At 59.5% G+C, this 23,728-nt stretch carries 28 protein-coding genes and 1 tRNA gene; 12 read left to right on the forward strand and 17 right to left on the reverse strand.

Features of this window, described 5'->3' with window-relative positions; genetic code table 11:
* Window positions 1-7: 7 nt before the first annotated feature.
* From ACOERD_RS03980 to ACOERD_RS03995, 4 genes are all read right to left on the reverse strand, one after another.
* Window positions 8-1,300, reverse strand: a complete 1,293-nt coding sequence (locus ACOERD_RS03980; protein ID WP_419738118.1) for an amidohydrolase family protein — start codon at window positions 1,298-1,300, stop codon at window positions 8-10.
* A 341-nt stretch (window positions 1,301-1,641) separates the two neighbouring features.
* Window positions 1,642-2,103, reverse strand: a complete 462-nt coding sequence (locus ACOERD_RS03985) for a hypothetical protein (RefSeq protein WP_419738119.1) — start codon at window positions 2,101-2,103, stop codon at window positions 1,642-1,644.
* A 10-nt stretch (window positions 2,104-2,113) separates the two neighbouring features.
* Window positions 2,114-2,395: a hypothetical protein gene (locus tag ACOERD_RS03990; protein ID WP_170373933.1), complete on the reverse strand. Its 282-nt coding sequence runs from the start codon at window positions 2,393-2,395 to the stop codon at window positions 2,114-2,116.
* A gap of 84 nt (window positions 2,396-2,479) precedes the next feature.
* Complete coding sequence (locus ACOERD_RS03995; RefSeq protein ID WP_419738120.1) at window positions 2,480-3,601, reverse strand: anhydro-N-acetylmuramic acid kinase; 1,122 nt, start codon at window positions 3,599-3,601, stop codon at window positions 2,480-2,482.
* 245 nt (window positions 3,602-3,846) lie between these two features.
* Here ACOERD_RS03995 and tyrS point away from each other — a divergent pair, with 245 nt between their 5' ends.
* Both tyrS and ACOERD_RS04005 read left to right on the forward strand, forming a co-directional pair.
* The gene (tyrS, locus tag ACOERD_RS04000) at window positions 3,847-5,097 is read left to right on the forward strand and encodes a tyrosine--tRNA ligase (RefSeq protein WP_419738121.1); all 1,251 of its coding nucleotides are present in this window, start codon (window positions 3,847-3,849) and stop codon (window positions 5,095-5,097) included.
* Window positions 5,098-5,317: 220 nt separating this feature from the next.
* Window positions 5,318-5,968 carry a DNA/RNA non-specific endonuclease gene (locus tag ACOERD_RS04005; RefSeq protein ID WP_419738122.1) on the forward strand — a complete coding sequence of 217 codons (651 nt, stop codon included), beginning with the start codon at window positions 5,318-5,320 and terminating at the stop codon, window positions 5,966-5,968.
* Window positions 5,969-6,066: 98 nt separating this feature from the next.
* On the opposite strand, the gene ACOERD_RS04010 is transcribed toward ACOERD_RS04005, so the two are convergent.
* On the reverse strand, window positions 6,067-6,699 hold the full coding sequence (locus ACOERD_RS04010) for a hypothetical protein (protein WP_419738123.1): 633 nt from the start codon (window positions 6,697-6,699) through the stop codon (window positions 6,067-6,069).
* 199 nt (window positions 6,700-6,898) lie between these two features.
* Between ACOERD_RS04010 and ACOERD_RS04015 the strand changes: the two genes are divergently transcribed.
* Together ACOERD_RS04015 and ACOERD_RS04020 are read left to right on the forward strand one after the other, a co-directional pair.
* The gene (locus ACOERD_RS04015) at window positions 6,899-7,654 is read left to right on the forward strand and encodes an SDR family NAD(P)-dependent oxidoreductase (protein WP_419738124.1); all 756 of its coding nucleotides are present in this window, start codon (window positions 6,899-6,901) and stop codon (window positions 7,652-7,654) included.
* Window positions 7,655-7,664: 10 nt separating this feature from the next.
* The gene (locus ACOERD_RS04020) at window positions 7,665-8,219 is read left to right on the forward strand and encodes a sugar O-acetyltransferase (RefSeq protein WP_419738125.1); all 555 of its coding nucleotides are present in this window, start codon (window positions 7,665-7,667) and stop codon (window positions 8,217-8,219) included.
* A 43-nt stretch (window positions 8,220-8,262) separates the two neighbouring features.
* Here the strand turns inward: ACOERD_RS04020 and ACOERD_RS04025 are convergent, their stop codons facing one another.
* From ACOERD_RS04025 to ACOERD_RS04035, 3 genes are all read right to left on the reverse strand, one after another.
* Window positions 8,263-10,071, reverse strand: a complete 1,809-nt coding sequence (locus ACOERD_RS04025; protein ID WP_419738126.1) for an ABC-F family ATP-binding cassette domain-containing protein — start codon at window positions 10,069-10,071, stop codon at window positions 8,263-8,265.
* 68 nt (window positions 10,072-10,139) lie between these two features.
* Entirely contained in the window at window positions 10,140-10,874 is a 735-nt protein-coding gene (locus ACOERD_RS04030) for a GNAT family N-acetyltransferase (protein WP_419738127.1), read from the reverse strand.
* Window positions 10,875-10,974: 100 nt separating this feature from the next.
* Window positions 10,975-11,451: an outer membrane protein assembly factor BamE gene (locus ACOERD_RS04035; protein WP_419738128.1), complete on the reverse strand. Its 477-nt coding sequence runs from the start codon at window positions 11,449-11,451 to the stop codon at window positions 10,975-10,977.
* Window positions 11,452-11,535: 84 nt separating this feature from the next.
* On the opposite strand from ACOERD_RS04035, the gene ACOERD_RS04040 reads away from it, so the two are divergent.
* The 8 genes from ACOERD_RS04040 to ACOERD_RS04075 all read left to right on the forward strand — a co-directional run bounded on the left by ACOERD_RS04040 (window position 11,536) and on the right by ACOERD_RS04075 (window position 16,846).
* Entirely contained in the window at window positions 11,536-12,072 is a 537-nt protein-coding gene (locus ACOERD_RS04040; protein WP_419738129.1) for a YceD family protein, read from the forward strand.
* 204 nt (window positions 12,073-12,276) lie between these two features.
* Window positions 12,277-12,483, forward strand: a complete 207-nt coding sequence (rpmF, locus tag ACOERD_RS04045) for a 50S ribosomal protein L32 (RefSeq protein ID WP_008756996.1) — start codon at window positions 12,277-12,279, stop codon at window positions 12,481-12,483.
* Between the two features lie 24 nt (window positions 12,484-12,507).
* On the forward strand, window positions 12,508-13,596 hold the full coding sequence (gene plsX, locus ACOERD_RS04050; RefSeq protein ID WP_170548168.1) for a phosphate acyltransferase PlsX: 1,089 nt from the start codon (window positions 12,508-12,510) through the stop codon (window positions 13,594-13,596).
* 22 nt (window positions 13,597-13,618) lie between these two features.
* Entirely contained in the window at window positions 13,619-14,590 is a 972-nt protein-coding gene (locus tag ACOERD_RS04055) for a beta-ketoacyl-ACP synthase III (protein WP_419738130.1), read from the forward strand.
* A gap of 96 nt (window positions 14,591-14,686) precedes the next feature.
* The gene (ihfA, locus tag ACOERD_RS04060; RefSeq protein ID WP_037316145.1) at window positions 14,687-14,989 is read left to right on the forward strand and encodes an integration host factor subunit alpha; all 303 of its coding nucleotides are present in this window, start codon (window positions 14,687-14,689) and stop codon (window positions 14,987-14,989) included.
* Between the two features lie 18 nt (window positions 14,990-15,007).
* A complete protein-coding gene (locus ACOERD_RS04065) occupies window positions 15,008-15,568 on the forward strand; it encodes a MerR family transcriptional regulator (RefSeq protein WP_419738131.1) in 561 nt (186 codons plus the stop codon).
* A gap of 60 nt (window positions 15,569-15,628) precedes the next feature.
* Window positions 15,629-15,705 (forward strand) — tRNA-Pro (locus ACOERD_RS04070).
* A gap of 61 nt (window positions 15,706-15,766) precedes the next feature.
* Window positions 15,767-16,846, forward strand: coding sequence for a 2'-deoxycytidine 5'-triphosphate deaminase (locus ACOERD_RS04075; RefSeq protein ID WP_419738132.1), 1,080 nt, complete (start codon window positions 15,767-15,769; stop codon window positions 16,844-16,846).
* Here the strand turns inward: ACOERD_RS04075 and ACOERD_RS04080 are convergent.
* The 9 genes from ACOERD_RS04080 to argS form a co-directional block, all read right to left on the reverse strand.
* Window positions 16,843-16,977, reverse strand: coding sequence for a hypothetical protein (locus ACOERD_RS04080; RefSeq protein WP_419738133.1), 135 nt, complete (start codon window positions 16,975-16,977; stop codon window positions 16,843-16,845). The genes ACOERD_RS04075 and ACOERD_RS04080 overlap by 4 nt on opposite strands.
* Window positions 16,978-17,003: 26 nt before the next feature.
* Complete coding sequence (locus ACOERD_RS04085) at window positions 17,004-17,486, reverse strand: ISAs1 family transposase (RefSeq protein ID WP_419737870.1); 483 nt, start codon at window positions 17,484-17,486, stop codon at window positions 17,004-17,006.
* Window positions 17,401-18,132, reverse strand: coding sequence for an ISAs1 family transposase (locus ACOERD_RS04090; protein ID WP_419737869.1), 732 nt, complete (start codon window positions 18,130-18,132; stop codon window positions 17,401-17,403). The genes ACOERD_RS04085 and ACOERD_RS04090 overlap by 86 nt, the downstream gene beginning before the upstream one ends.
* Before the next feature lie 38 nt (window positions 18,133-18,170).
* Complete coding sequence (locus tag ACOERD_RS04095) at window positions 18,171-18,299, reverse strand: hypothetical protein (RefSeq protein WP_419738134.1); 129 nt, start codon at window positions 18,297-18,299, stop codon at window positions 18,171-18,173.
* Window positions 18,300-18,363: 64 nt separating this feature from the next.
* Window positions 18,364-19,014: an SMC-Scp complex subunit ScpB gene (gene scpB, locus ACOERD_RS04100; RefSeq protein ID WP_170458690.1), complete on the reverse strand. Its 651-nt coding sequence runs from the start codon at window positions 19,012-19,014 to the stop codon at window positions 18,364-18,366.
* Window positions 19,007-19,801: a segregation and condensation protein A gene (locus ACOERD_RS04105; protein WP_170688808.1), complete on the reverse strand. Its 795-nt coding sequence runs from the start codon at window positions 19,799-19,801 to the stop codon at window positions 19,007-19,009. The genes scpB and ACOERD_RS04105 overlap by 8 nt, the downstream gene beginning before the upstream one ends.
* Window positions 19,791-20,798: a beta-N-acetylhexosaminidase gene (nagZ, locus tag ACOERD_RS04110; protein ID WP_419738135.1), complete on the reverse strand. Its 1,008-nt coding sequence runs from the start codon at window positions 20,796-20,798 to the stop codon at window positions 19,791-19,793. The genes ACOERD_RS04105 and nagZ overlap by 11 nt, the downstream gene beginning before the upstream one ends.
* Window positions 20,795-21,850 carry an SPOR domain-containing protein gene (locus tag ACOERD_RS04115; protein WP_419738136.1) on the reverse strand — a complete coding sequence of 352 codons (1,056 nt, stop codon included), beginning with the start codon at window positions 21,848-21,850 and terminating at the stop codon, window positions 20,795-20,797. The genes nagZ and ACOERD_RS04115 overlap by 4 nt, the downstream gene beginning before the upstream one ends.
* A gap of 87 nt (window positions 21,851-21,937) precedes the next feature.
* A complete protein-coding gene (gene argS / locus ACOERD_RS04120; protein WP_419738137.1) occupies window positions 21,938-23,683 on the reverse strand; it encodes an arginine--tRNA ligase in 1,746 nt (581 codons plus the stop codon).
* Between the last annotated feature and the right edge of the window lie 45 nt (window positions 23,684-23,728).

The raw sequence follows: 23,728 nt of genomic DNA on the forward strand, positions 1-23,728 counted from the left end.
GAGCTTCCTAAGTATTTGGCCTGGACGCGTAATCTGCGGGATCCAGGGTCGTGGGACGGTCAGGCAAAGAAAGCGCGGCCATTCGTGGTTCTGTGCGGGCTAGCACCTTTCCGTTTTTGATAACGGCAAGCCGGGTGGCTTTCATGCGAACTGCTTCAATCGGGTCCTGCGCTTGCAGCACAATCATATTGGCAGGGCCGCCTTCGCGGATCGTCGGGTCGGGCAAGCCCATTGCTTTGGCACCATTCTGAGTAACGGACCTAAACGCCCACTCCATCGCCTCGCGGGATGTCATCGGCACGGCATGCACGCCCATGTGAGCCACTTCCAACATGTCGGCGGAGCCAAGCGAGTACCATGGGTCCATCGTGCAATCCTGTCCGAAGGCGACATTCACACCTGCTGCGCGCAGCTCTGGCACTCGGGTCAGCCCCCGACGACGCGGATAGGTATCTGAACGGCCTTGCAGCGTGATATTGATGAGAGGATTGGGCACTACATTCATGCCACTTTCTGCGATTAGCGGTATGAGCTTCGATGCATAGTAGTTGTCATACGAGTGCATCGCGGTGACATGACTTGCCGTTACCCGCCCGCCAAGCCCAAGGCGCGTGGTCTCATAGGCTAAGGTTTCCACGTGGCGCGACATTGGATCGTCGCTTTCATCGCAATGTAAATCCAGCATCAGGCCTCGGTCCGCCGCTATCTCGGCCAGTCTTCTGACCGACCGGGAACCTTCCGACATCGTACGCTCAAAATGCGGGATGCCGCCCACGACATCGACACCCATATCAAGAGCTTGGATCAAGTTTTTTTCCGCATTTTCTGCGCGGTAAAGGCCATCTTGAGGGAATGCCACCAGTTGCAGATCAATATAGGGGGTGACCTGCTTGCGGACCTCCAACAGTGCTTCAACGCCAACCAAAGGTGTGGATGAAACGTCCACATGCGATCGGATTGCCAGCAATCCCTGCGATACAGCAAGGTCGCAATATCGCATGGCGCGTTCAATTACTGCTTCTGGTGTCAGCAGGGGCTTCAATTCGCCCCAAAGCGCGATGCCTTCCAATAATGTACCCGAGACATTCATGCGAGGCGTTCCAAGGCTCAGGGTCGCGTCCATATGGAAGTGCGGGTCGGTAAACGGGGGCGAAACCAAGCGCCCAGCCGCGTCAATGTCTTCGCCTGCTTCAGCCTCGATCTTGGGGGCAATCTTTGCGACGCGGTCGCCCTTGATCGCAATATCCACCGGCCCTCGGCCATCCGGCAGTTGGGCTTGTCTAATGATGATGTCTAGCATTCATCTTCCCCCAAATTTGACCACATGGTAAAAGTATTCTGATAAAATGCTACATTTTTTTGCTGTGTTTCAGGAACCATCGCCTCGGATAATCTGACGCAATTCGAATGCCTGCAAGGCGGAATGCGAACGCAGCAATTCGTCGTATCGATGGATGGCGGCTATGGAGCCATCCGCGCCATCCAATTATCCGGAACACATTGGCTTGATAGCGCGGTTATCGCCTCAGCACTCAGCTAGGCGCGGGAGCGCCAAGGCATTTAGCCACAATTGACAAGTGCGAACGAGTACCAACCAAAATGCAATCGACGGCTTGGAAGCGCCCCCAACCCCGCACCCACCTATTTCTCGGCCCGGTTCTTCAAAAGCGCGGTCAACAAGGGCACCAGCAACGCCGGCAAAGATCCCAGCGGATTTGCGCCAATGCTCTTGACCGCCTGAACCACCTCACGCGCCTCAGTGGCCATCTCCTCCATCTCGTCTTCAACGTCCACGATTGCCATGTCGCGCACTTCCACCGCCGGGGCGATTTCATCCTCGACACTGGTCCGCCGCGCAAACAGAACCAGTAGCGCCGCCAAAACTAGGTTCCCGGCCGCCAGCACCGCTGCTGCACCGGCGGAAGACATCAACGCGTCCAACGCAAAAAAGATGGCAACATTCAGGGCAACCAGACCGGCCAGTGCCGCGATACCTGCCAGCACCATCAGGATCGTCTGTTGCTGCATGACCGCAAGACGACGACGCGCGATTAGGCGCTCCGTGCGATAGATCGTTACAAGATTTCTGCTAAGTCTGCTCATCTAACCCTCTCTATCTGCTGGCCCGACCGACCACATACCCAAGCGAGAACGCAATCAGCAGAACTGTAATCGGATAATCCTTCTGCAAACGGCCAAACTCGGCAACGACCTCCTCACCCATGGCCTCGGCTCCGGATAGATCAACGCCATGCTCCTTCAGCAATCGCCGAATCTCATCGCTCGTTTTGGTTGAGGTCTTCTCTTCCGCGCCCGCCTCAGCGCTCTCCTCCAACTTCGCGTTGCGCGCGCGCAACGCCTCAAGTTCGGCTTCCAGTTCCGCTTTTGTCGCCATGAAACAAGACCTTTGTTGAAACACGTTTACACAAGCGTCGCACACTTATGCCCGCTTTTGAACCACTTGGTCCGAGTTCCCAGCTTAGCTGGCCTGGTCCACCGAGACACGGCTGACAATGCCACCGCCCACCAGGGCCTGCACCCCCGTCGTTCCAGGGCATGAGGTCGGCAAGCCCCGCGCCACGCGGACCGCCAGATAGGCAAAGGCCTGAGCTTCCAGCATATCGCCGTCCAGCCCTACGGCCTCGACCGGCTCAACCGGGCAATCCAACGAGACGCGCAGCATCTCCATCAGAACGGGGTTATGCCGCCCGCCGCCGGTTACCAGCACTCGCGCAGGTGGTTTCGGGCAATGCTGCATACCCTGCGCCACACCTGCCGCACACATCGCGGTCAGAGTGGCGACCGCGTCCGCATCGCTCAACTCCTGCACCAACCGTACCATCTCGGCAAAGTCGTTTCGATCCAGGGATTTGGGCGGTATGCGTGCAAAGAAGGGTTCAGCCAGAAACAGCTCAAGCGCACCAGTTTCCACGGTGCCGCCTCGGGCCACTGCACCGTCGCGATCCATCGGCTGGCCCAGACGGGCCTGCATCAGATCATCGACAGGCGCATTTGCCGGGCCAGTATCAAACGCCAACAAAGCCCCGGGCGCTTCGGGGCCATCAAAGGACGGGTCCACATAGGTCAGGTTGCCGACACCGCCGAGGTTCAGGAAACACAGCGGCTCCTGCGCATCGATCCATTTGGCACAAGCGAAATGGAAGAACGGGGCCAGAGGCGCGCCTTCGCCCCCCAAAGCCACATCGTCACTGCGGAAATCCCAGACAACCGGCAAACCCAGCGCCTGCGCCAGACCGACGCCATCGCCCACTTGCAAGGTGCCGCGCCCACGCGGCTCATGCGCAAGGGTCTGGCCGTGAAAGCCGATCAAATCCACCTCTTCGAATTCCGACAGGGCCTCGGCATGGGCCACGGTCACCAGCTCGGCCGCGACCTCGACATCGGGCCCTTGCCATTGCCCCAAGGCTGCGCGGATCACCGCACGTTCGGCCTCGGAATAGGCGCGATAGTCGGTTTCACCAAAGCTGAAGATCCGATGACCATCGGTTTCGACCACGGCGGCATCCACGCCATCCATCGACGTTCCGGACATCGCCCCAAGCGCACGGATTGGCCCTTGTTTGTTGTTGGACTGCCGCACGGCTGCCTCCTGCCTGTATCAGACGCCACACTTGCCTTCTGAACAATCAGAGCGTGCAACGGCGCCAACCTGCCCCGCCTATGGCAGACAAGGCAAGCGCCTTGCGCCCAAGCTGCAAAGAATTCTGCCCCAAGCGCCCTGGATGTGACGCTGGCCTGCGGTGTTTTTCAGCACAAAAGGCACCTTCCCCTTCCCCACGCCGCCGCCTATACAGTGCCCCGCAACAGTAACCCCGAGGGCACGATATGACCTACCACCCCAAATCGGATTTCATCGCCACGATGATCGAGCGCGGCTTTCTCGCCGACTGCACCGATTATCAAGGCCTTGACGACGCGCTGATCGACGGGGTGCAGACGGCTTATATCGGCTATGACGCCACTGCGCAGTCGCTGCATGTGGGCCACCTGATGAACATCATGGTGCTGCGTTGGCTGCAAAAGACCGGCCACAAGCCGATTACCCTGATGGGCGGCGGCACCACCAAGGTGGGTGATCCGTCCTTCCGGTCGGACGAACGCCCCCTGCTCGGCCCAGAACAGATCGATGCCAATATCGCCGGGATGCAGAAGGTTTTCGCCAAGTACCTGTCCTATGACGACAGCGACACCGGCGCGTTGATGTTGAACAATGCCGAGTGGCTCGACAGCCTGAACTACCTCGATTTCCTGCGCGATATCGGGCGGCATTTCTCGGTCAACCGAATGCTGTCCTTCGAGTCGGTGAAATCCCGGCTGGACCGCGAACAATCGCTGAGCTTCCTGGAATTCAACTACATGATCCTGCAGGCCTACGACTTCCTTGAGCTGAACCGCCGCTATGGCTGCGTTCTGCAAATGGGCGGCTCAGATCAGTGGGGCAACATCGTCAACGGTATCGACCTGACCCGCCGCGTTTTGGATCAGGAAATCTACGGCCTGACGACGCCTCTGCTGACCACCAGCGACGGCCGCAAGATGGGCAAATCGCAGGGCGGTGCGATCTGGCTGAACGGCGATATGCTTTCGCCCTATGAGTTCTGGCAGTTCTGGCGCAACACCACCGACGCCGATGTGGGTCGCTTCCTGAAGATTTTCACCGAGCTTCCGGTCGAGGAATGCGACCGCATGGGCGCGTTGCAAGGGTCCGAGATCAATGAGGCCAAAATCCGCCTCGCCAATGAGGTAACGACCCTTCTGCATGGTGCTGAAGCCGCTGCCACAGCCGAGGCCACCGCGCGCGAGGTGTTCGAAAAGGGGGGCGTGGGTGGAGACCTTCCGACCCTCACGCTCAGCGCGGATGAGCTGGGCGATAGCATGTCGATCGTGCAGTTGATCGTGAAATCCGGTCTGGCCAAGTCCGGCAAAGAAGCCAAGCGCCTGATCTCGGAAAACGGCGCCAAGCTGGACGACGCGCCGCTGACGGACGCAGGCCTGATGATTGACGCAGGCGCGCTTTCCTCTCCGATCAAACTGAGCGCAGGCAAGAAACGACACGCTCTGGTTCAGCTGGGCTGATCTTTCTCGTTTCCGGGCGCAAACACCTGCGCCCGGAGCGCCTTATTTCGTTGATGCCGAAATCTATGCTAAACTGCTGACTATTGAAGCGTTTTAGTATGATTTGAACATGGTAGTTGCGAACAAATTCACATCTTCCCGCCGCGCCGACGTTGTCTTTGAAGGCGAAAAATTCTCAACTGGCGCGGATGAGGTCACCTGCATCCTGACAACCGACAGCTTGAAGCAAAAGGGCAGCTCTCCAGCTACCGGCCATTGCGCGATTGTCGAACGGTTCAACTCGCGCTGGGATGTAAAAGACCTGATTGATCTGGCTGCCGTGCAGAAGGCCCTGTCCAGCAAGTCGACGCTCCAAAAGCTTGCCAAGGCAAATTCGGTCGATAAGATTTTGGAGCTTCTGGCGCTGACAGAAATTCAGATGCTGTCCGACTACTCGGAACTGCAGGCTCAGACATACATCAAAGGCCACATCCTAAGCGAAAAACTTGGCGGGCCCGGCACCAATGTCAATCTGACGCCCATGTCGGCCAGCTCGAACTCGACCTACTACAGCGCCTTTGAATCCAAGCTGATCAAGAGCTTGCAGGACTTCAGAAAAGAAGAGAAAGCCTCGGGCTATCGGGTCCGCATCCGGTTTCATGCAAAGTGCAGCGGCGGCATGAAACCCTGGTGGAGCAGTGCGTCAAAGGAAACCTCGCGCATGTTGAGCAAACTGCCAAGAACCCTGAAAGCAAGCTGGCGGGTCGACAGTTTTTTCAAAGACGGCAAACCAGGCGAGCGGATCGCAAAGTCGAAATTACCGGCATCGGCAGCAAAGAAGATGCCTAAAGCGACTGGCGCTAAACCGGTCACATACCCGCTGGCGCTGTAAATTGCCGAGATGGCGCTAGTTGTATCCGGGGTTTTATGTTGGTGTAGGTCGCCGGATGTGGAGACCTACAAAAATTTCAGGGACTGCGCCACGATGGGCTACTTCTTGCCCTTTCCTCCGCCGCCTTTGCCCCCACCTTTGCCGTCGCCGCCCTTGCCACCGCCTTTGCCGCCACCGCCTTTACCGTCGCCGCCTTTACCGCCACCGCCTTTGCCGTCGCCGCCCTTGCCGCCACCTTTTCCACCGCCCTTACCAGGGCCATCACCGCCCTTGCCGGGGCCGTCACCGCCGTCACCAGGACCGTCACCGCCATCACCCGGGCCGTCACCGCCATCACCAGGGCCGTCGTCACCACCTGCGTCACCGCTGCCAGCCGAACCACCTCCACCGCCATTACCCGAGCCGTCAGACGATCTGTTCTCGCCTTGGTTTGATGCCGTCTGCACACTCGCCGTGGGCAAATCGGTCAGCAACGTGGCCAATCCCGGACACTGCGCACCTGTTACGCTCAGAGTGGTCTCGAAATCGGCGCGACTCTGCAGTCGCTCCAGAAAGCTCGGCGTAACCTGAGCGCAATCGCACAAACCCGCGTAGTCTCCGGCATTGGCGAGATCACGCGCTGTTTTCCAGTTACAGGTTTCAGGCGCGGCTGCTGCGCTTCCGACCATGAACACCCCGACAAACGGCGCAATCGCAAGCGCGCCAAGTTTTTGCTTTGTACTCTTTAACATTTCAGCACCTCCTGACAAAAAAACACCCGACCGCGTCAGGTTGTTCATTCACGAATTGGCGATCTTCCGTGAAGCCGATCTGAAAACTTTCTGAGGATTTCTTCAGAACGCAACGCGGGGTCCAAAGCCAAACCTATAGACAGGACGCGGCCAAACTATTTATTGAACATATGTTCATTAACCCGCGAGGAGGCCCATCATGAACCTGTCCGATACCGCAGCCATCATCACCGGCGGTGCGTCCGGTTTGGGCGAAGCCACCGCCAGGTACTTTGCCGCGCAAGGCGCTCAGGTCACGCTACTGGATTGCGATGCCGACCGAGGCGCGAAGGTCGCCGCCGAGATCGGAGGGCATTTCACTGAGACCGATGTAGCCCAAGAAGCCTCGGTCGCAGCAGCGGTTGGGCTGGCCACGGACAAAATGGGTAAGATCACTGCTGCCGTGAATTGCGCCGGTATTGCGGACGGTATCAAAACCGTTGGACGTGACGGCCCGCACCCTCTGGACGCGTTCCAGCGCACCATCGACATCAATCTGGTGGGCAGTTTCAACGTGGCCCGTCTGGCCGCGGCCCAAATGGCCTTGAATGACCCCGACACAGACGGGGCCCGCGGAGTCATCATCAACACCGCATCTATCGCGGCGTTCGACGGGCAAAAGGGTCAGGCGGCGTATGCGGCCTCAAAAGGCGGCGTTGTCGGCATGACCCTACCCATGGCGCGCGACCTGGCCTCAACCGGTATCCGCGTAATGACCATCGCCCCCGGCATCTTCATGACGCCGATGCTGGCCGGTCTGCCAGAAGAAGTGCAGGCGCAATTAGCCGCCGACGTCCCGAACCCACCCCGCTTGGGGGACCCGAAGGAATACGGACGCCTCGCCGCCTTCATCGTCGAGATGGGATATCTGAACGGAGAGGTCATCCGCATCGACGGCGCCCTAAGGATGCGCTAACCCTAAGGACATGAGCGAACGGCAGAAAATGGCGGCGGGTGAGTGGTACACCTGCCTAGATCCGGAACTGGAAGACTTGCGCCAGACCGCCCGTCGCGCCGTTTACGCCCACAACACATGCCAACCGGATGATCGCGGCCCCATCGCGCCCGAGCTGAACGCGCTTTTCGCCGAAACTGGGCATATGTGCTTCATCGAAGCCCCGTTTCATTGCGCCTATGGATTCAACCTCTCTCTGGGCGATCGCGTCTATTTTAACGCGGGCTGTACCGTATTGGATACCGCGCCGGTAAGGATCGGCAGCGACACAATGCTGGGCCCTAACGTCCAGATCTACTGCGCCGAACACGCAAAGGACCCCGCCCTACGCGCAGACGGTCTTGAAATAGCGCATCCCGTCACGATCGGCGAGAATGTCTGGATTGGCGGCGGCGCTATAATCCTGCCTGGTGTCTCAATCGGCGACCGGGCCATTGTAGGCGCGGGCAGTGTCGTGACCAAATCTGCCGCACCCGATGAAACCATCGTTGGCAACCCAGCACGCCCGATCCGGGGACGCGCATAAGACGACCTTGAAAACCTGAGGAAACTGAGTTTCGGGTCTTTTGCTAACCGCCTTCGGCCTTTTCCTCCAGCATCAGCCACTCTTCCTCGGAGGCCGACAGTTTTTCCTGCCGTTCGACCAACGCCTCGGTGGCTTTTTGGAACTTGACCGGCTCACGCGTGAACAAATCCGGGTCCGCCATCAGCTCTTCCAGTTTGGCAATCTCGGCCTCCAGCCGCGCGATCTCGGCCGGGAGCTTCTCCAACCGGTGCTTTTCCGAGAAGGACAGGCCTAGTTTCGGCTTGGCCTCTTGCTTCACCTTGGGCTTGGAAGCTTTTGTTTTCTCTTCTTTCTTAGGGGCAAGATCACCCCGCTGAGCGATATAGTCCGACCACCCGCCCGCATAAACGGTAGCACGGCCATTGCCCTCCATCGCGATGGTTGTGGTGGCCACACGGTCCAGAAAGTCCCGGTCGTGGCTGACCAGCAGAACCGTGCCGTCATAGTCGTCCAACAGCTCTTGCAGCAGGTCCAGAGTTTCCACATCCAGATCGTTGGTCGGTTCGTCCAGCACCAGTAGATTCGACGGTTTCGCCATTAACTTCGCCAGCAGCAAACGCGCTTTTTCCCCGCCGGAAAGGGACTTAACAGCCGCTCTTGCCTGGCGTTCATCGAACAGGAACTCTTTGAGGTAACCCACAACATGCTTGGGCTGCCCGCCAACCATGACCTGATCGGCCTTGCCCGACACGCGCATCTCTGGGTCGCCGGTCAGGCTGTCCCAGAGGCTCATTTCAGGGTCCAACTGCGCGCGGGTCTGGTCAAACATCGCGATTTCGAGGTTGGTTCCCAGCGTCACAGAGCCTTCATCCGGGGCCTCCTGCCCCAGCAGCATCTTCAACAGAGTGGTTTTGCCAACCCCGTTCGGCCCAACAAAAGCAACCCGATCGCCACGCTGCGCCAACAGATCAAAGCCGCGTACGATCTGCTTGTCGCCATAGGCTTTCGACAAAGCCTTGGCCTCGATCACCTTGCGACCGGACTTCGGGCCCGCTTCGAGTGACATAGCCGCCGAGCCCTGACGTTTGATCTGCGCCGCCTTCTCGGCCCTCAAGGCCTGCAACGCGCGCACCCGCCCTTGGTTGCGCTTACGTCGCGCGCTGATCCCTTCGACCGCCCATTTCGCCTCGGACTTGATCAGACGGTTCAATTTGTGCCGCTGCTGATCTTCCTCTTCCCAGACCTTGTCGCGCCAAGTCTCGAACGCCTCAAACCCCTGCTCCTGCCGCCGCACCATGCCGCGATCAATCCACAGGGTTGCACGGGTCAATGCCCGCAGGAATGCGCGGTCGTGCGAGATCAGCACATAGGCGGCCCGCGTCGCGCCCAATTCGCGCTCAAGCCAAGCGATGGCTTCGATGTTCAGATGGTTGGTCGGCTCGTCCAGCAACATCAGGTCCGGCGCTTCGGCCATCAGTTTGGCCAATGCGGCCCGCCGCCGTTCCCCGCCTGAGGCGGTCTCAACGGGGCGTGAGGGATCGAATTTCAGCCCCTCACCGGCGCGTTCGACCTTATACAGCTCGCCCGGTTCCAACCCGCTTGAGGCATAGTCGCCCAGCGTCGCGAACCCCTCCATCCCCGGGTCCTGCTCCATATACCCAACGGATTTACCGGGCGGCACAACGATCTCGCCCTGATCGGCCTCAACCAACCCCGCCATCACCTTCATCAGGGTGGACTTACCCGAGCCGTTGCGCCCTACAAGCGCAACTCGATCACCCGGCTGGACCACCAGATCCAAACCGGAAAACACCGGATCACCCCCGAAAGTCAGGGAAATGCCGGACATCTGCAACAAAGGAATTCTCGCCATGCCCGCCAGCTAAACCGGCAGCGCTGGCGCGTCAACGCCCACACCTTCTTCTCGTCGAAAATCCGGAGTTACCGAGCCACCGCCCGCAGCAACCGTTTGCGGGCCGGGGGAATCGCCCCAATCTCCAACCCGGTGAAAACGTGCAACGTGTTCATGTGCCGATCCACCACCGCATGATCGCTAACCCAGCCGCCCATCATCAGATAGGTGCGCAGCAATGGAGGCATCCGCAGCATCGCTTTCTTGGCGTCCGGCCTGCGACGCAGCTTGGACGCAAACCGAAACACATCCGGAGCCTTCACCCGCGGCAGCCAGCGTTTCGGGGCCAAATAACGGTGTTTGAGCATCGCGAACGCGTCCAGATACTCGGCCGTCTCGGTCCCTGCGAATGAGGAACATCCAAACAGCATCTCGATTCCATTCCGGTCCACATAGGCCGTCATCGCACCCCACGCGACGCGCAGGATATCCGGGTCTGTCCGGTCGGGGTGGATACAGAACCGCCCCATCTCGACCATACGGCCCGAGAATCCTTCGAGGCTGGACAGATCGTAAAACTGCGCCGAGTAGCTACGCCCGACCTCAGTCCCGCTATCCATGTTCAGCATGCGGAAACAACAGACCAGATCGCCCTCGTCCTGCAGGTCTTCGACCAGAACATGGGCGCAAACCAGATCGAACGCGTCAGCATCCAATGAGCCGGTGCCAAACGCCCGCGTTCGAAGCGCCTGCGCCGCCGCCAGATCTTTGTCACTCTGCGCCAGACGCGCCCGAAAGCGCCCTTTGCTCAACAACACCGCCATGACCGCATCCTCCGCCCTTGCCGACCGGATTTCAACCTTATGGCTCTGCTATCACGGCAGATGTGACCGCCTTGTGAAGACGACACGACAGTCCTGTGACTTAGTTTGTGGCGCCCGGAATGTTGGCTGGGTTGAAGTTGCCGATATTGCCCAGCAGCTGACGCAGGAAGCCGTTGTTCTGGATACTGGATTCCGTCACGCGCCGTTCAAGGGTCACGACGACTCCGTCCTCCAGACCGAACCTCTCGATATTGCGGACGACGCCGCGCTGGTCAAAGCTGATGGCAACCAATTCGCGCGAGACGACCTCGGGCCGTTTGGGGCCATAGAAGCGCACACGAGAGGCGACGTAGTAATAGCCCGAATCTTGCACAACGCCGGAAATGCCGGGCGCCCCGATGGCTTCGGCCACGGTGTCGCGGGTATCGACACCCACTTTGATCTCGGCCAGATCTTCGGCAGGCGGAATATAGCCGTGATTCTTGAAGGTCGGCGTACAGGCCGCAACCGCAGCCAGACAGGCAATAAAGACGAGCGATTTCGCTGCTCGTTTCACCTTGTTTACACCCATCACCATATACACCCTCTTGCCTTGATCCGTAACGGCCCCTATCCGCTTACAGAAACCGATGCCCCGGTTCAACACAGGAAAGGGTCACGAATGAGCAACACGACATCTCTGCGGGTGGCCGACCTGCCCCAAAACACGCCAACATCCTTCGAATTGCGCCCAAACGCGACGGAACTGGACGACATCAAAGCCGCGCTTGACCTGCTGGGTCTTCGCAAGCTCAGCTTTTTCGGCAAAGTTGAGGCCGAAGGAAAGAAGGATTGGGTTCTGACCGCCAAACTGGGCGCAACGGTCGTACAACCCTGCGTCGTGACGCTGGAACCGGTGACCACGCGCATCGACGTCCCTGTCACCCGCACCTTTCTGGCCGAATGGGCGGACCCTGAGGATGAAGAGTTCGAAATCCCCGAAGGCGACGAAACCGAGGCTCTGGGCGCCGAAATTGACCCCACCCAGGTGATGATCGAGGCGCTGTCGTTGGCCCTCCCCCTCTATCCACGCAAAGAGGGTGCCGAACTGGAGCAGGCCGACTATACCGAGCCGGGTAAACAGGCGATGACGGACGAAGATGCCAAACCCTTCGCCGGACTGGCAGGTTTGCGCGATGCGCTGAAAAAAGACGAGTGACAGGGCAGAGATTTCCTGTCATAGCAAGCGGTCAGAAAAATCGCTTGAACATGTCGAGAATCGCTGTATTTTCGCGCGCTCATCGGATTTAGGGTTGGACAACGTGGGGCATGTACCCTAAACGCGCGCCAAACCACGATAAACGAAATATGAAACCCGGTCGGCGGCGATTCTGCTGACCCTCAGTAGACAAAGGTTGAGACCATGGCCGTCCAACAGAACAAAGTTTCCAAGTCGCGTCGCAACAACCGCCGCGCACACGACGCTCTGGTTGCTGCAAACCCGAACGAATGCCCGAACTGCGGCGAGCTGAAGCGCCCGCACCACGTTTGCGCATCCTGCGGCCACTATGACGACCGCGAAGTCGTCGCTCAGGCCGACGAAATCGACCTGGACGAAGACGCAGCCTAAGCCTGATCGAGCGCAAGCCTTCGCATGACGGAACAACCCACGCACGCCGGACGGATCATCATTTCCGTTGATGCCATGGGGGGGGACGATGGTCCCGTAGCTGTTGTTGCAGGTTTGGCGCAATCGGCGAAGAAGAACCCCGATATCGGGTTTCTGCTGCACGGTCCCGAAGACAAGCTGCGCAAGCTCGTAGCGAAACGGCGCGTCCTTGATGGGCGCGTCGATTTTCGTGATTGTCCCGACGTCGTCACGATGGAGGACAAGCCCAGCCAGGTTGTGCGCAACGGCAAACAGACCTCGATGTGGTCCACGCTTGAGGCCGTGCGTCAGGGTGATGCCCATGGTGCGGTATCTTGTGGCAACACCGGCGCGCTGATGGCGCTGTCGATGATGCGTCTGCGCAAACTGCCAGGTGTCAGCCGCCCGGCGATTGCGATTCTGTGGCCCTCACGCAACCCTCAGGGTTTCAACGTGATGTTGGATGTAGGCGCCGATGTGCGCGCCGACGCCAAGGATCTGCTGCAATATGCGCTGATGGGCGCCTCCTACGCCCGCAACGGCATGGCGCTGCAACGCCCTCGGATCGGGCTTCTGAATGTCGGTACCGAGGAACACAAAGGTCGGGCAGAGCTGAAAGAAGCGCATGCCATGATCACCGACTTCGCCGAATCCGCGAATTTCGATTTCGTGGGCTTTGTCGAAGGCAGCGATATTCCCGGCGACAAGGCTGATGTCATTGTGACCGATGGGTTTACCGGCAACGTTGCGATCAAAACCGGCGAAGGCACAGCCAGCCTGATCGGCGATCTTCTGCGCGAAGCCTTCAAATACACCCCCCTCTCGCGGCTTGCGTCGGTGCTGGCGATCACGTCGCTGAATCGTCTGAAAAAGCGCATCGATCCGCGCCGCGTGAACGGAGGCGTTTTCCTTGGGCTGAACGGAACCGTGGTGAAATCCCACGGCGGCGCTGACGCGACCGGAGTGTCAGCCGCAGTCAAGCTGGCCTTCACGCTGGCCCAATCAGGTTTTGCCGAAAAATTGGCAGCACGGGTTGCATCAACGGCCCAGCTTGCACAAGATGCCGCGCATGCCGCGCCGCAGGCGGAAAAATAACAAAGAAGGCAGTACCTCAAACATGGCAGGCCGTTCAGTCGTTGTAGGTGTCGGACATTATTTGCCCGAACGTGTTGTCCCGAATTCCGAGTTTGAACAGACTTTGGATACGACGGATGAATGGATCCGAACCCGGTCGGGGATCGAACGCCGCCACTTTGCTGCCGAAGGCGAAACCACCTCGGATCTGGCGACCAATGCCGCAAAAGCCGCCCTTGCAGACGCGGGGCTGGAAGCTGACGACATCGACGCCATCGTCCTTGCGACCTCGACCGCTGATCTGACCTTTCCTTCAGCGGCGACCATGGTTCAGGCCCGCCTTGGCATGACCCGCGGCTTTGCCTTCGATGTGCAAGCCGTATGTGCCGGATTCGTTTTCGCGCTGAGCAACGCAAACGCGCTGATCCTCTCGGGTCAGGCCAAACGCGTTCTGGTGATCGGGGCCGAAACGTTTTCCCGAATCATGGACTGGACCGACCGTTCGACCTGCGTGTTGTTCGGCGACGGCGCAGGTGCCCTGATCCTTGAGGAACAGGAAAGCGCCGGCACCTCGGACGACCGAGGCGTTCTGGCAACCGATTTGAACTCGGACGGCCGGTATCAGGACCTGCTTTATGTGGATGGTGGCGTGTCAACGCAATCTACCGGTCATTTGCGGATGCAAGGCAATCAGGTTTTCCGCCATGCCGTTGAAAAGCTTTCAAAAACTGCCAATACCGCACTGGATCGTGCCGGGTTGGGGGCTTCAGATGTAGACTGGATCGTACCGCATCAGGCTAATATCCGCATCATTCAAGGCACAGCCAAGAAGATGGGCCTGCCGATGGAGAATGTGGTGGTGACCGTACAGGATCACGGCAACACCTCGGCCGCGTCGATCCCTCTGGCCCTGTCGGTTGGCAAACAGCGTGGGCAAATCAAGCAAGGCGATCTGATCGTGACCGAAGCCATCGGCGGCGGGCTGGCTTGGGGCGCTGTTGTTCTGCGCTGGTAACCGGCGCAATTCAGCTTACGTCCCCACCTGCAATTCATTGATATTGACAGTGAATTTGCCCCCGCCCTATGCTTTGACAGCAACAGGGGAAAAGGTATGAGCGACAAAACACTGACCCGAATGGATCTAAGCGAAGCCGTCTTTCGTGAAGTTGGCCTATCACGCAACGAAAGCGCGCAGCTGGTGGAAAGCGTTCTGAACCACATGTCCGACGCGCTAGTTCGCGGTGAACAGGTTAAGATTTCCTCATTCGGCACGTTCAGCGTTCGGGACAAAACCGCTCGTATCGGTCGCAACCCCAAGACCGGCGAAGAGGTTCCCATTCAACCCCGCCGCGTGCTGACTTTCCGTCCGTCGCACCTGATGAAGGATCGCGTCGCCGCCGGGAATCGCAAGTAATCCTAGGACCTCGCGGACATGAGTAAATCTCCCGACGCATTTCGCACCATAAGTGAAGTTGCGGATTGGCTCGGAGTACAGGCCCATGTCCTGCGCTTTTGGGAAAGCCGGTTTACCCTGGTCAAACCCGTGAAACGGGCCGGAGGGCGCCGGTACTACCGCCCCAACGATATGCGCTTGCTCGGCGGTATCAAAAAGCTGCTGCACGAGGATGGGATCACCATCAAGGGCGTACAGCGGATTTTGCGCGAACAGGGTGTTGCCCATGTCGCCGCGCTCTCACCGTCTCTGGATGAGCCTGCGGTCGTGGAAACGGACAGCACCGTTGTTCCGTTTTCCGCCAAACCTGCCCCGCAGACGGAACAAATCCCAATGGACCTCGACGCACCGAAAGAGGCTGAGGCATCAGAGGAAAGCGCCGAACCAGCCGAGTTGGATGCCGCGCCTTTGGTTGGAGGCATCGCTTCACTGGCATGGAATCGGTCCGAATTCGACGATGAACTACTCAGCCGTATCGCGCCCTTGGCCAAGGATTTGCGCGCATGGTTGAACCGGGTGGAAACACGGGCGGCAGGATAGAAAAAAGGCAATGTTTTCCTCTTGCCCCTGCCGGGAAAACCGTTATGAACACTCCAACGTCGGGCTATGGCGCAGCCTGGTAGCGCGTCCGTCTGGGGGACGGAAGGTCGCAGGTTCGAGTCCTGCTAGCCCGACCAAATCACACCGACGTTTATGGCAGACAGGCCAGATCCCGCTCTGGCATCAGGGGGGATCGAAATGACAGGTGTATGCCCAAACCAGCAGATCGAAGCGATGATCACACGGGGTGAGATCAGTGCCAGCCCGGACGTGATCCCGGCACAGGTGCAACCCGCCAGCCTTGATCTTCGTTTGGGAACAGTGGCTTACCGCGTCCGCGCTTCATTTCTTGCGGGCGAAGGGCGATCGGTCGCCGACCGTTTGGCCGAGTTTGAGATGCACCGGATCGATATCACCGACGGAGCCGTGCTCGAGAAAGGCTGCGTCTATCTCGTGCCGTTGATGGAATCGCTCGCCCTGCCCGTTGAGACCAGCGCGGTGGCGAATGCCAAAAGCTCAACCGGGCGGCTGGACCTGCTGACGCGAACAATCACCGATGGCGGCACCGAGTTCGACCGGGTGCCCGCAGGCTATACCGGTCCACTCTATGCTGAGATCTGCCCGCGCTCCTTCTCGGTTCTTGTACGGCCCGGCATGCGGCTGAACCAGATTCGCTTCCGTCAGGGTCAAGCCGTTCTGACCGACGCCGAATTGACCGCTCTACACACCGAATCCCCGCTGGTCGATGGACCTGCCGTCATTCAGGACGGTCTGGGCTTTTCGGTTGACCTGCAATTGCCTGACACCGATCTGGTCGGCTATCGCGCTAAGCCGCATACCGGCGTGATTGATCTGGACCGGATTGGCGCATACGACCCGCAGGACTATTGGGAAGAGGTGCGCACGAGTGATGGCTGCATCATCCTCGATCCCGGCGCGTTCTATATCCTCGTCAGCCGGGAGGCGGTGCATATCCCGCCCATGTACGCAGCGGAAATGGCCCCCTATCTGGCCATGGTCGGCGAGTTCCGTGTTCATTATGCGGGCTTTTTTGACCCCGGCTTTGGCCACGCCGCCGCAGGGGGTGCAGGATCGCGCGGCGTGCTTGAGGTCCGCTGCCACGAGGCCCCGTTCGTGCTGGAACACGGTCAGGTCGTCGGGCGCTTGGTCTATGAGAAGATATCCGAAATGCCCACGCAGCTATATGGCGCGGGTATTGCCTCGAACTATCAGGGACAGGGGCTGAAACTGTCCAAACACTTCAAGGCAGCTACCTAAAACCGCATGAACCGGCGCATCTGACGGGTCATCTGCTTGGCCTGTTTGATATTCTGCGACTGGGCAGGCGCCGGTTTCCCTTTTGGTTGGCTACTGTCCGCTTCCGACGAACCGCCCTTACGGCTGGCCATATTAAACCCCTTGTCGACAGGGCGATTCAGAGAAAGGTGTTTTTGGGTTGATCTGTGACGATTCTGATAGCCCTTGCGCGGTTGTCCTGCATCATTTCGATAGCCTTTGTTGGTGATTTCGATATGCGCTTGAGCAAGGTTCTGGTCGCGCTGACAAGGGTAAAGATATTGCGTGGCGCGTTGTCAGATCGGTTGGTGTAGCGATCCTCTCCCAGAGTGACATCCTTGTCGCGGTGCATGGTCTCGATGCGCCAATGGTTACGGTTCAGGCGCAGGATGTCTTTGGGTTTGGGCCGCGTCAGGCTGGTGATGAGATACACTGTCTCGGCCTGTGTTCTGGTAATCTGCCCGGCGCGGATATGCTCGCGGGTTCGGCTGATGCAGGCGATACTGCGGATCGTTGGCCACTGCTTGCGCATGTGCTCACTCAATGCCTCGACGGGAAGGAGTTCGATGCAACGCTGGTCGATTCTGCCGTGCCCCGATTGCGGCGTCTCCCGCCATTCCAACAGGGGGAAAAACCGGCGTCTTGAACGCCGTTTCGATTTCTCCCCGCAGGTCTTTCTGATTGTTCTTTACAGGGAACACGTAATCGCCACCCCTCTCCACAACTTTGGAAGTGACTGTTTTTTGGCAGAAAATGGCATCCCCGGTGACGATCTGTCCCGCAAGGTCAATCTGGTTCAGCAGCCGCAGGGCATCAGGTATTTCCATGCCCTTGCCACGCGATGATGTGTGTCCGACGGATTGTTCAAGCGTCGCGCAGAACCCCGACAACACATGTTCCGCCTTGCCTGCCGCGTCCTTGCTGCCGCGTAGAGTTTTGCCATCAATGGCGATCTGATGGTGAGCTTCATCATCTTGTGCTGGTGCCGTAAGCCGCCCAAACGCCTGCGCCAGGGTAGCCGGGTCGAGGATACGTAGCGTTTCCGTTAGCGTTGCATGGCAGGGTGACGCGCGCCCGCGACGGAACCCCAAGCGCATGAGTTGACGCGGCGTGAGCGTACGACCAAGGCGGAACGCCGCCATCATACCCTTGCGCCCACTGAGCATGGAGAGAAGCATCAACCCGACCAGCGCTTCAAGTGGGTGTTGACGGCCCTTTTTACCGCGCGGGTCGGGAATTTGACGCAATACTGAACGAACCGATACCATCGCTGAAACCTCCTGTACCTCACATCCATAGAATAGATTCACTCAATCAAATGATTTGCAAGCGCTTTTTGACGTCTGGTAAATAGCCCTGCCTTGTCGATACCTTTGTTGACAAGTCGGCGCGTGATCTGGCGGACGATCATGTCGATGATCCGATTTGCATTCATTGCTCAACTCCGTTTCCTGCGCCTAAAGATAGGGTATATATACGGCGGCAAAAGGGCTGTCTGATCACTCTTCCTCGAAGAGTTCGGTCTGATCTTCGTCAACTTCGTCTTCGCGCCCTTCACCCAGCGGGATTGCACCCGGCGGCGGGCGGTTTTCCAACAAGCCAGCGGCGCGCAATTCCTTGAGGCCCGGCAGGTCGCGGGCGTTTTCCAACCCGAAATGATCCAGAAACTCGGGTGTGACGACAAAGGTCACCGGGCGGCCCGGCGTCATGCGGCGACGGCCCAGCCGAATCCACTCCATCTCGAGCAGTTGGTCGATTGTCCCGCGTGAGACGGAGACACCGCGAATCTCTTCGATCTCAGCCCGCGTGCAAGGCTGGTGATAGGCCACGATGGCAAGTGTTTCGATCGCCGCGCGGCTCAGTTTGCGAGTCTCAACCGTTTCTTTCTGCATCAGAAAGCCAAGGTCAGGGGCGGTCCGAATCGCCCATGCCTCACCGACCTTGACCACGCGTACACCGCGGCCCTCGTAACGTTTCTGAAGCAACTCAACGGCTTGCGCGGCATTGCTACCATGCGGCATCCGCGCCTCAAGATCGGCATTTGTCACCGGTGCGGCGCTGGCAAACAGCACCGCCTCGACCATCCGCTCCTGCTCGGCCAGAGGGGGCGCTTCGAACAGGGTGCCGGTTTCTTCGGGGGCATCAGTCACGGGTCTCGGTCCTCTTGCGCAGATGGATCGGGGCAAAGGTGTCGCTTTGCTTGATCTCCATATGTCCTTCTTTCACCAGCTCCAGCGAGGCCGCAAAGGTTGCCGCCGTAGCCGAGCGTCGCCGCACCGGATCACCGTCCCATCCGTCGGGCAAATAGGTCTCCATATCGGTCCAGGCGCCGGCAAACCCGATCAGAGGGCGCATACGTTCCAGCGCCTGCTCCATCGTGAACACCGAGTCTCGGTCCATCACAAAGGGACGGAATTCATCCCGGGTACGGATGCGCGCATAGCCCTGCATCAAGTCCAACAGCGTGGCGGAATAGGTAACGGTGCGAATGCGAGTGACATCCTCGGCCTGCCCGCGCTTGAAGAAATCACGCCCGAGCTGGTCCCGCGCCATCAGCCGGGCAGCGGCGTCACGCATGGCCTGCAGGCGTTCGAGCTGAAACGCCAAGTGGGCTGCAAGTTCCTCACCCGAGGGCCCCTCGTCATCCGGGTCAGGCGGCAGCAGGAGGCGGGATTTGAGAAAGGCCAGCCAAGCGGCCATCACCAGATAGTCGGCGGCCAGTTCGATCCGCAGCGCGCGGGCCTTTTCGACAAAAGCCAGATATTGCTGCGCCAGCGCCAGAACCGAGATTTTGCGCAGGTCGACCTTTTGCGTCCGCGATAGGGTCAGCAGCACATCCAACGGGCCCTCGAACCCGTCGACGTCAACGATCAGCGCTTCGGCTGCCAGCCGGTCGGCGACCGAGACCGGATCTTCGCTGAAAAGACTATCGTTCATATACCTGCCCGCCCATTAGGGCAGATAGTTCAGCCTCAGTGGCCTCGATGTCAAGTTCGGCGGGCTTTTTGCGCATGGCCAAGGCCCGATCTGCGCGGGCCTGCGCCGCCTCAGTCATCTGGCCTGCGGCTTCAAGCACATCACGACGCTCAGCGAAGCTGCCGTTGCAGTGCAAAACGACATCACAACCCGCCAACAAAGCCTGTTCCGCGCGCTCGGGCACAGACCCGCTGAGCGCCTTCATGGTGATGTCATCGGTCATGACCAGCCCACCAAAGCCGATCACCTCGCGGATGACCTTCATCATCGGGGCCGAGATCGTGGCCGGAGTCGGATCGATCTGCTCGAACACCAAATGAGCGGTCATCGCCATTGGCAGGTCGTTCAGAGCCTTGAACGGGGCGAAATCGGTTTGTGTCAGCTCTTCGAGCGGCAGGTCGACGCGCGGCAGGTCGAAATGTGTGTCCAGCGTGGCCCGACCGTGACCGGGCATGTGCTTGACGACAGGCAATACCCCGCCATCCAAATGCCCCTGCGCAACCGCGCGCCCCAGTTGAGCGATGCTATCTGCATCGCTGCCGTAGCAGCGGTTACGTAGAAAGGCGTGGGTTTCCGGGCGCGCGACATCCACCATCGGCGCGCAGTTGCTGTCGATCCCCAGCTCAAAGAGCTCATGCGCAATCAGGCGATAGCGCAGGTACATGGCGCGTTCCGCATGCTCTCCGGCCAGTTCAGCATGATCGAGCGGCGGCATCCATTCGCGCGCCAGAGGGGCGCGCAGACGTTGAACACGGCCTCCCTCCTGATCAATCGTTATGGGACAATTCCGCCCTACGGCCTCGCGAAAGTCATCGCACAGGGCCCGGACCTGATCGGCACTTTCGATGTTGCGCGCGAACAAGATGAACCCAAACGGGTTCATATCACGGAACAGGGCCCTTTCGTCATCGGTCAACCGCAGCGCTTCTGCGTCAGAAATCGCGGCGCCGAACGTCACCTGACGGCCACCGGGATACAATCGGCCCCCTGGGCCACCAATGCCGCACAGAACTGGCGCGAGTCGCTCAGGTCATCAAAGCCAAGCACGCGCAATCGGTAAAAGGTGCGGCCACCGCTTGAGGTTTTCTGGATAACGCGCTGTTTTCCATCCATATACTCACCGAACTGACCGTTCAGACGTGCCCATTCGGACTTGGCGACATCCGCGCTCTCAAAAGCGCCAAGCTGCGCCAGACGAGTACCTTTGCTCAGCGTGTCAGGGTCTACATCCAACCCAACGGCAGTTTTGACGGCGGCGTTGATCGCCGCCTCAGACGTTTCGGTGACCACCGCACGGCGGGCCGGACGGGTTTGCGGGCGCAACGAACGGCGCACACCCGGAAGCTCGGCAATGGCCGGATCCGGCAGGGCCGCGGCGAAATCCGCCGGGTCAATCGCCGGCTCTTCCTCGGGCGTCACCAGAGAGGCCAGCTGCAAGCCATCCTCAGTCTGTTGATCATTGGCACGAGCCGCCTCGCCCGCGAGTTCGGCGACCAGAGCGTCCACTGCGTTCTGCCGCAGGGCCGCGGCCTCTTCGTTCGAAATCGGCTCTTCGACGACATGAACAGCTTTGGTGGGCTTCAGTTCCCCAGCGGGCAGATCCTCGTCCGTCAGCGAGACCGGACGCGGGGCCAGGATCAGACGATCCGCAGGGGCCGCAGCCGAGCCTTCAGCAGCAACGGCATTCACGGCCAGACCCTGATGATCTGCGGGGCGTCCACCCGGATTTTCCGGCTGAATGCGCATTGGACCTTCGGCAGCTCGGACAACAGGCACGCCGCTGACATCGCGCATCACCAGCTTGTAGCTCCAGATCCCGATCCCGGCGACCAGCGCCAGAGAGGCAACCGCCCCCAGCACATTCATCGCCTTGCCAACGCCAAAACCGCTGCGCGGCGCGGCATGGTCGGCCATTTCGTCTGGGTAGTCATACCCATCATCGGCATAGGATTGATTCGGGTAATGCATCTGACCGGGGCTTTGATGCCCCGAGTAATCGTAACTCGTCATGTCCGCCTCACCGCCCGATTGCGCCTGAAATTAAGGCGCGCGGGTCATTTCTTGTCTGCCTCAGACCGGCGGTTCGGGCGGTATTGGTTACCGCATCTCCTGCGCCGGAGTAACGCCAAGAATACCCAAGCCTGCTGAAATCACAACAGAAACGGCACGAGCCAAGGCGATTTTCGACTGGCTTGTGGCAACATCGCCATCCTGGATGAAACGCAACTGAGTTTCTTCGTTGCCCTTATTCCACAGAGCGTGAAAATCCCCTGCCAATTCATACAGATAGAAGGCGACGCGGTGTGGCTCGTTGGTGCGGGCCGCGATCTCAACCAAGCGTGGCCATTCGGCCAGTTTCTTGGCCACAGCCAGCTCAGAGGTATGGTCGATCTTGCCCAGATCTGCGCCCACAAGGGTCGCATCGTCGGCAGCAATCTCGGCCTCGGCCGCGCGGCGCAGCACGCTCATGACGCGGGCATGGGCGTATTGCACGTAGAACACGGGGTTCTCACGGCTTTGCTCCAGCACCTTGTCGAAATCGAAATCCAGCGGCGCGTCGTTCTTGCGGGTCAGCATTACGAAACGGGTCACATCCGGGCCCACCTGATCGACCACATCGCGCAGGGTGACAAAGTTCCCGGCCCGCTTGGACATCTTGAACGGCTCACCATTCTTCCACAGCTTCACCAACTGGGTCAGCTTGATATCCAGTGGCACCTTGCCGTCAGACAGAGCCGAAACAGCGGCCTTCATCCGTTTGACATAGCCACCGTGATCCGCGCCAAACACGTCGATCAGCGCGTCAAAACCACGGCTGACTTTGTCATAGTGATAGGCAATATCCGGGGCGAAATAGGTCCATGCACCATCCGATTTCTTGACCGGTCGGTCGACGTCATCGCCATGTTCGGTCGATTTGAACAGGGTCTGCTCGCGCGGCTCCCAATCCTCAGGCTTTTTGCCTTTGGGCGGCTCCAGCACGCCCTCATAGATCAGTCCCTTGTTGGTCAGCGACTGCAGCGCAGCCTCAATCCGGCCCGTGCCATAGAGGGATTTCTCCGAGAAGAACACATCCATTTCAACGCCCAGCGCCTTCAGGTCGGCGCGGATGAGATCCATCATCGCGTCGGTGGCAAAGTTGCGCAGGTCTTCCAGCCATTCGCCCTCGGGCTTGTCGATCAGGCTGTCGCCGTATTTCTCTTTTAGCGCCTCGCCGATCGGGATCAGGTAGTCGCCGGGATAGAGACCCTCGGCGATTTCGGGGCTCAGACCGTTGGCTTCGCGGTAGCGTTCATAGGCCGAGCGCGCCAAAACATCCACCTGCGCGCCACCGTCGTTGATATAGTATTCACGCGTCACGTCGTGGCCGGAATAGGCCAGCAAACTCGCCAAAGCATCCCCGAACACCGCGCCCCGCGTATGGCCTACATGCAGCGGACCGGTCGGGTTGGCCGAGACATATTCCACGTTGACCTTCTGCCCCTGTCCCATGGTCGAGCGGCCGTAGTCCGTGCCCATCTCCAACACGCGCGCCAGAACACCCTGCCAGACCGTTGCGGCCAGACGCAGGTTCAGGAAGCCCGGCCCCGCAACCTCGGCGCTGGTGATCCGGTCATCGGCGGCCAGCTTGACCGCCAAAGCATCCGCGATGTCGCGCGGCTTCATCTTCGCGGGCTTCGCCAGCACCATCGCCGCATTGGTCGCCATATCGCCATGCGCGGCATCGCGCGGCGGCTCGACCGCCACGTTGTCAAAGCTCAACCCCTCGGGCAGAGCGCCTTCGGACTGCATCTGCGCCAACGCGTCCAGTACAAGGCCGCGGATCTCGGAAAACAGGTTCATTTCGGATGTCCTTTTGCTTGCCCGGCGGTTTACCACGCAATGCGT

Origin of the sequence: Ruegeria sp. (assembly GCF_965199275.1) — a bacterium.
Lineage (GTDB): Bacteria > Pseudomonadota > Alphaproteobacteria > Rhodobacterales > Rhodobacteraceae > Ruegeria.

Bases quoted from the DNA above. Each gene is read 5' to 3' on its own strand.
- ACOERD_RS03980 (WP_419738118.1), bottom strand. From the start codon at position 1,300: ATGCTAGACATCATCATTAGACAAGCCCAACTGCCGGATGGCCGAGGG.
- ACOERD_RS03985 (WP_419738119.1), bottom strand. From the start codon at position 2,103: ATGAGCAGACTTAGCAGAAATCTTGTAACGATCTATCGCACGGAGCGC.
- ACOERD_RS03990 (WP_170373933.1), bottom strand. From the start codon at position 2,395: ATGGCGACAAAAGCGGAACTGGAAGCCGAACTTGAGGCGTTGCGCGCG.
- tyrS (WP_419738121.1), top strand. From the start codon at position 3,847: ATGACCTACCACCCCAAATCGGATTTCATCGCCACGATGATCGAGCGC.
- ACOERD_RS04010 (WP_419738123.1), bottom strand. From the start codon at position 6,699: ATGTTAAAGAGTACAAAGCAAAAACTTGGCGCGCTTGCGATTGCGCCG.
- ACOERD_RS04015 (WP_419738124.1), top strand. From the start codon at position 6,899: ATGAACCTGTCCGATACCGCAGCCATCATCACCGGCGGTGCGTCCGGT.
- ACOERD_RS04020 (WP_419738125.1), top strand. From the start codon at position 7,665: ATGAGCGAACGGCAGAAAATGGCGGCGGGTGAGTGGTACACCTGCCTA.
- ACOERD_RS04025 (WP_419738126.1), bottom strand. From the start codon at position 10,071: ATGGCGAGAATTCCTTTGTTGCAGATGTCCGGCATTTCCCTGACTTTC.
- ACOERD_RS04030 (WP_419738127.1), bottom strand. From the start codon at position 10,874: ATGGCGGTGTTGTTGAGCAAAGGGCGCTTTCGGGCGCGTCTGGCGCAG.
- ACOERD_RS04035 (WP_419738128.1), bottom strand. From the start codon at position 11,451: ATGGTGATGGGTGTAAACAAGGTGAAACGAGCAGCGAAATCGCTCGTC.
- ACOERD_RS04040 (WP_419738129.1), top strand. From the start codon at position 11,536: ATGAGCAACACGACATCTCTGCGGGTGGCCGACCTGCCCCAAAACACG.
- rpmF (WP_008756996.1), top strand. From the start codon at position 12,277: ATGGCCGTCCAACAGAACAAAGTTTCCAAGTCGCGTCGCAACAACCGC.
- plsX (WP_170548168.1), top strand. From the start codon at position 12,508: ATGACGGAACAACCCACGCACGCCGGACGGATCATCATTTCCGTTGAT.
- ACOERD_RS04055 (WP_419738130.1), top strand. From the start codon at position 13,619: ATGGCAGGCCGTTCAGTCGTTGTAGGTGTCGGACATTATTTGCCCGAA.
- ihfA (WP_037316145.1), top strand. From the start codon at position 14,687: ATGAGCGACAAAACACTGACCCGAATGGATCTAAGCGAAGCCGTCTTT.
- ACOERD_RS04065 (WP_419738131.1), top strand. From the start codon at position 15,008: ATGAGTAAATCTCCCGACGCATTTCGCACCATAAGTGAAGTTGCGGAT.
- ACOERD_RS04075 (WP_419738132.1), top strand. From the start codon at position 15,767: ATGACAGGTGTATGCCCAAACCAGCAGATCGAAGCGATGATCACACGG.
- ACOERD_RS04080 (WP_419738133.1), bottom strand. From the start codon at position 16,977: ATGGCCAGCCGTAAGGGCGGTTCGTCGGAAGCGGACAGTAGCCAACCA.
- ACOERD_RS04090 (WP_419737869.1), bottom strand. From the start codon at position 18,132: ATGGTATCGGTTCGTTCAGTATTGCGTCAAATTCCCGACCCGCGCGGT.
- ACOERD_RS04095 (WP_419738134.1), bottom strand. From the start codon at position 18,299: ATGAATGCAAATCGGATCATCGACATGATCGTCCGCCAGATCACGCGC.
- ACOERD_RS04105 (WP_170688808.1), bottom strand. From the start codon at position 19,801: ATGAACGATAGTCTTTTCAGCGAAGATCCGGTCTCGGTCGCCGACCGG.
- ACOERD_RS04115 (WP_419738136.1), bottom strand. From the start codon at position 21,850: ATGACGAGTTACGATTACTCGGGGCATCAAAGCCCCGGTCAGATGCAT.
- argS (WP_419738137.1), bottom strand. From the start codon at position 23,683: ATGAACCTGTTTTCCGAGATCCGCGGCCTTGTACTGGACGCGTTGGCG.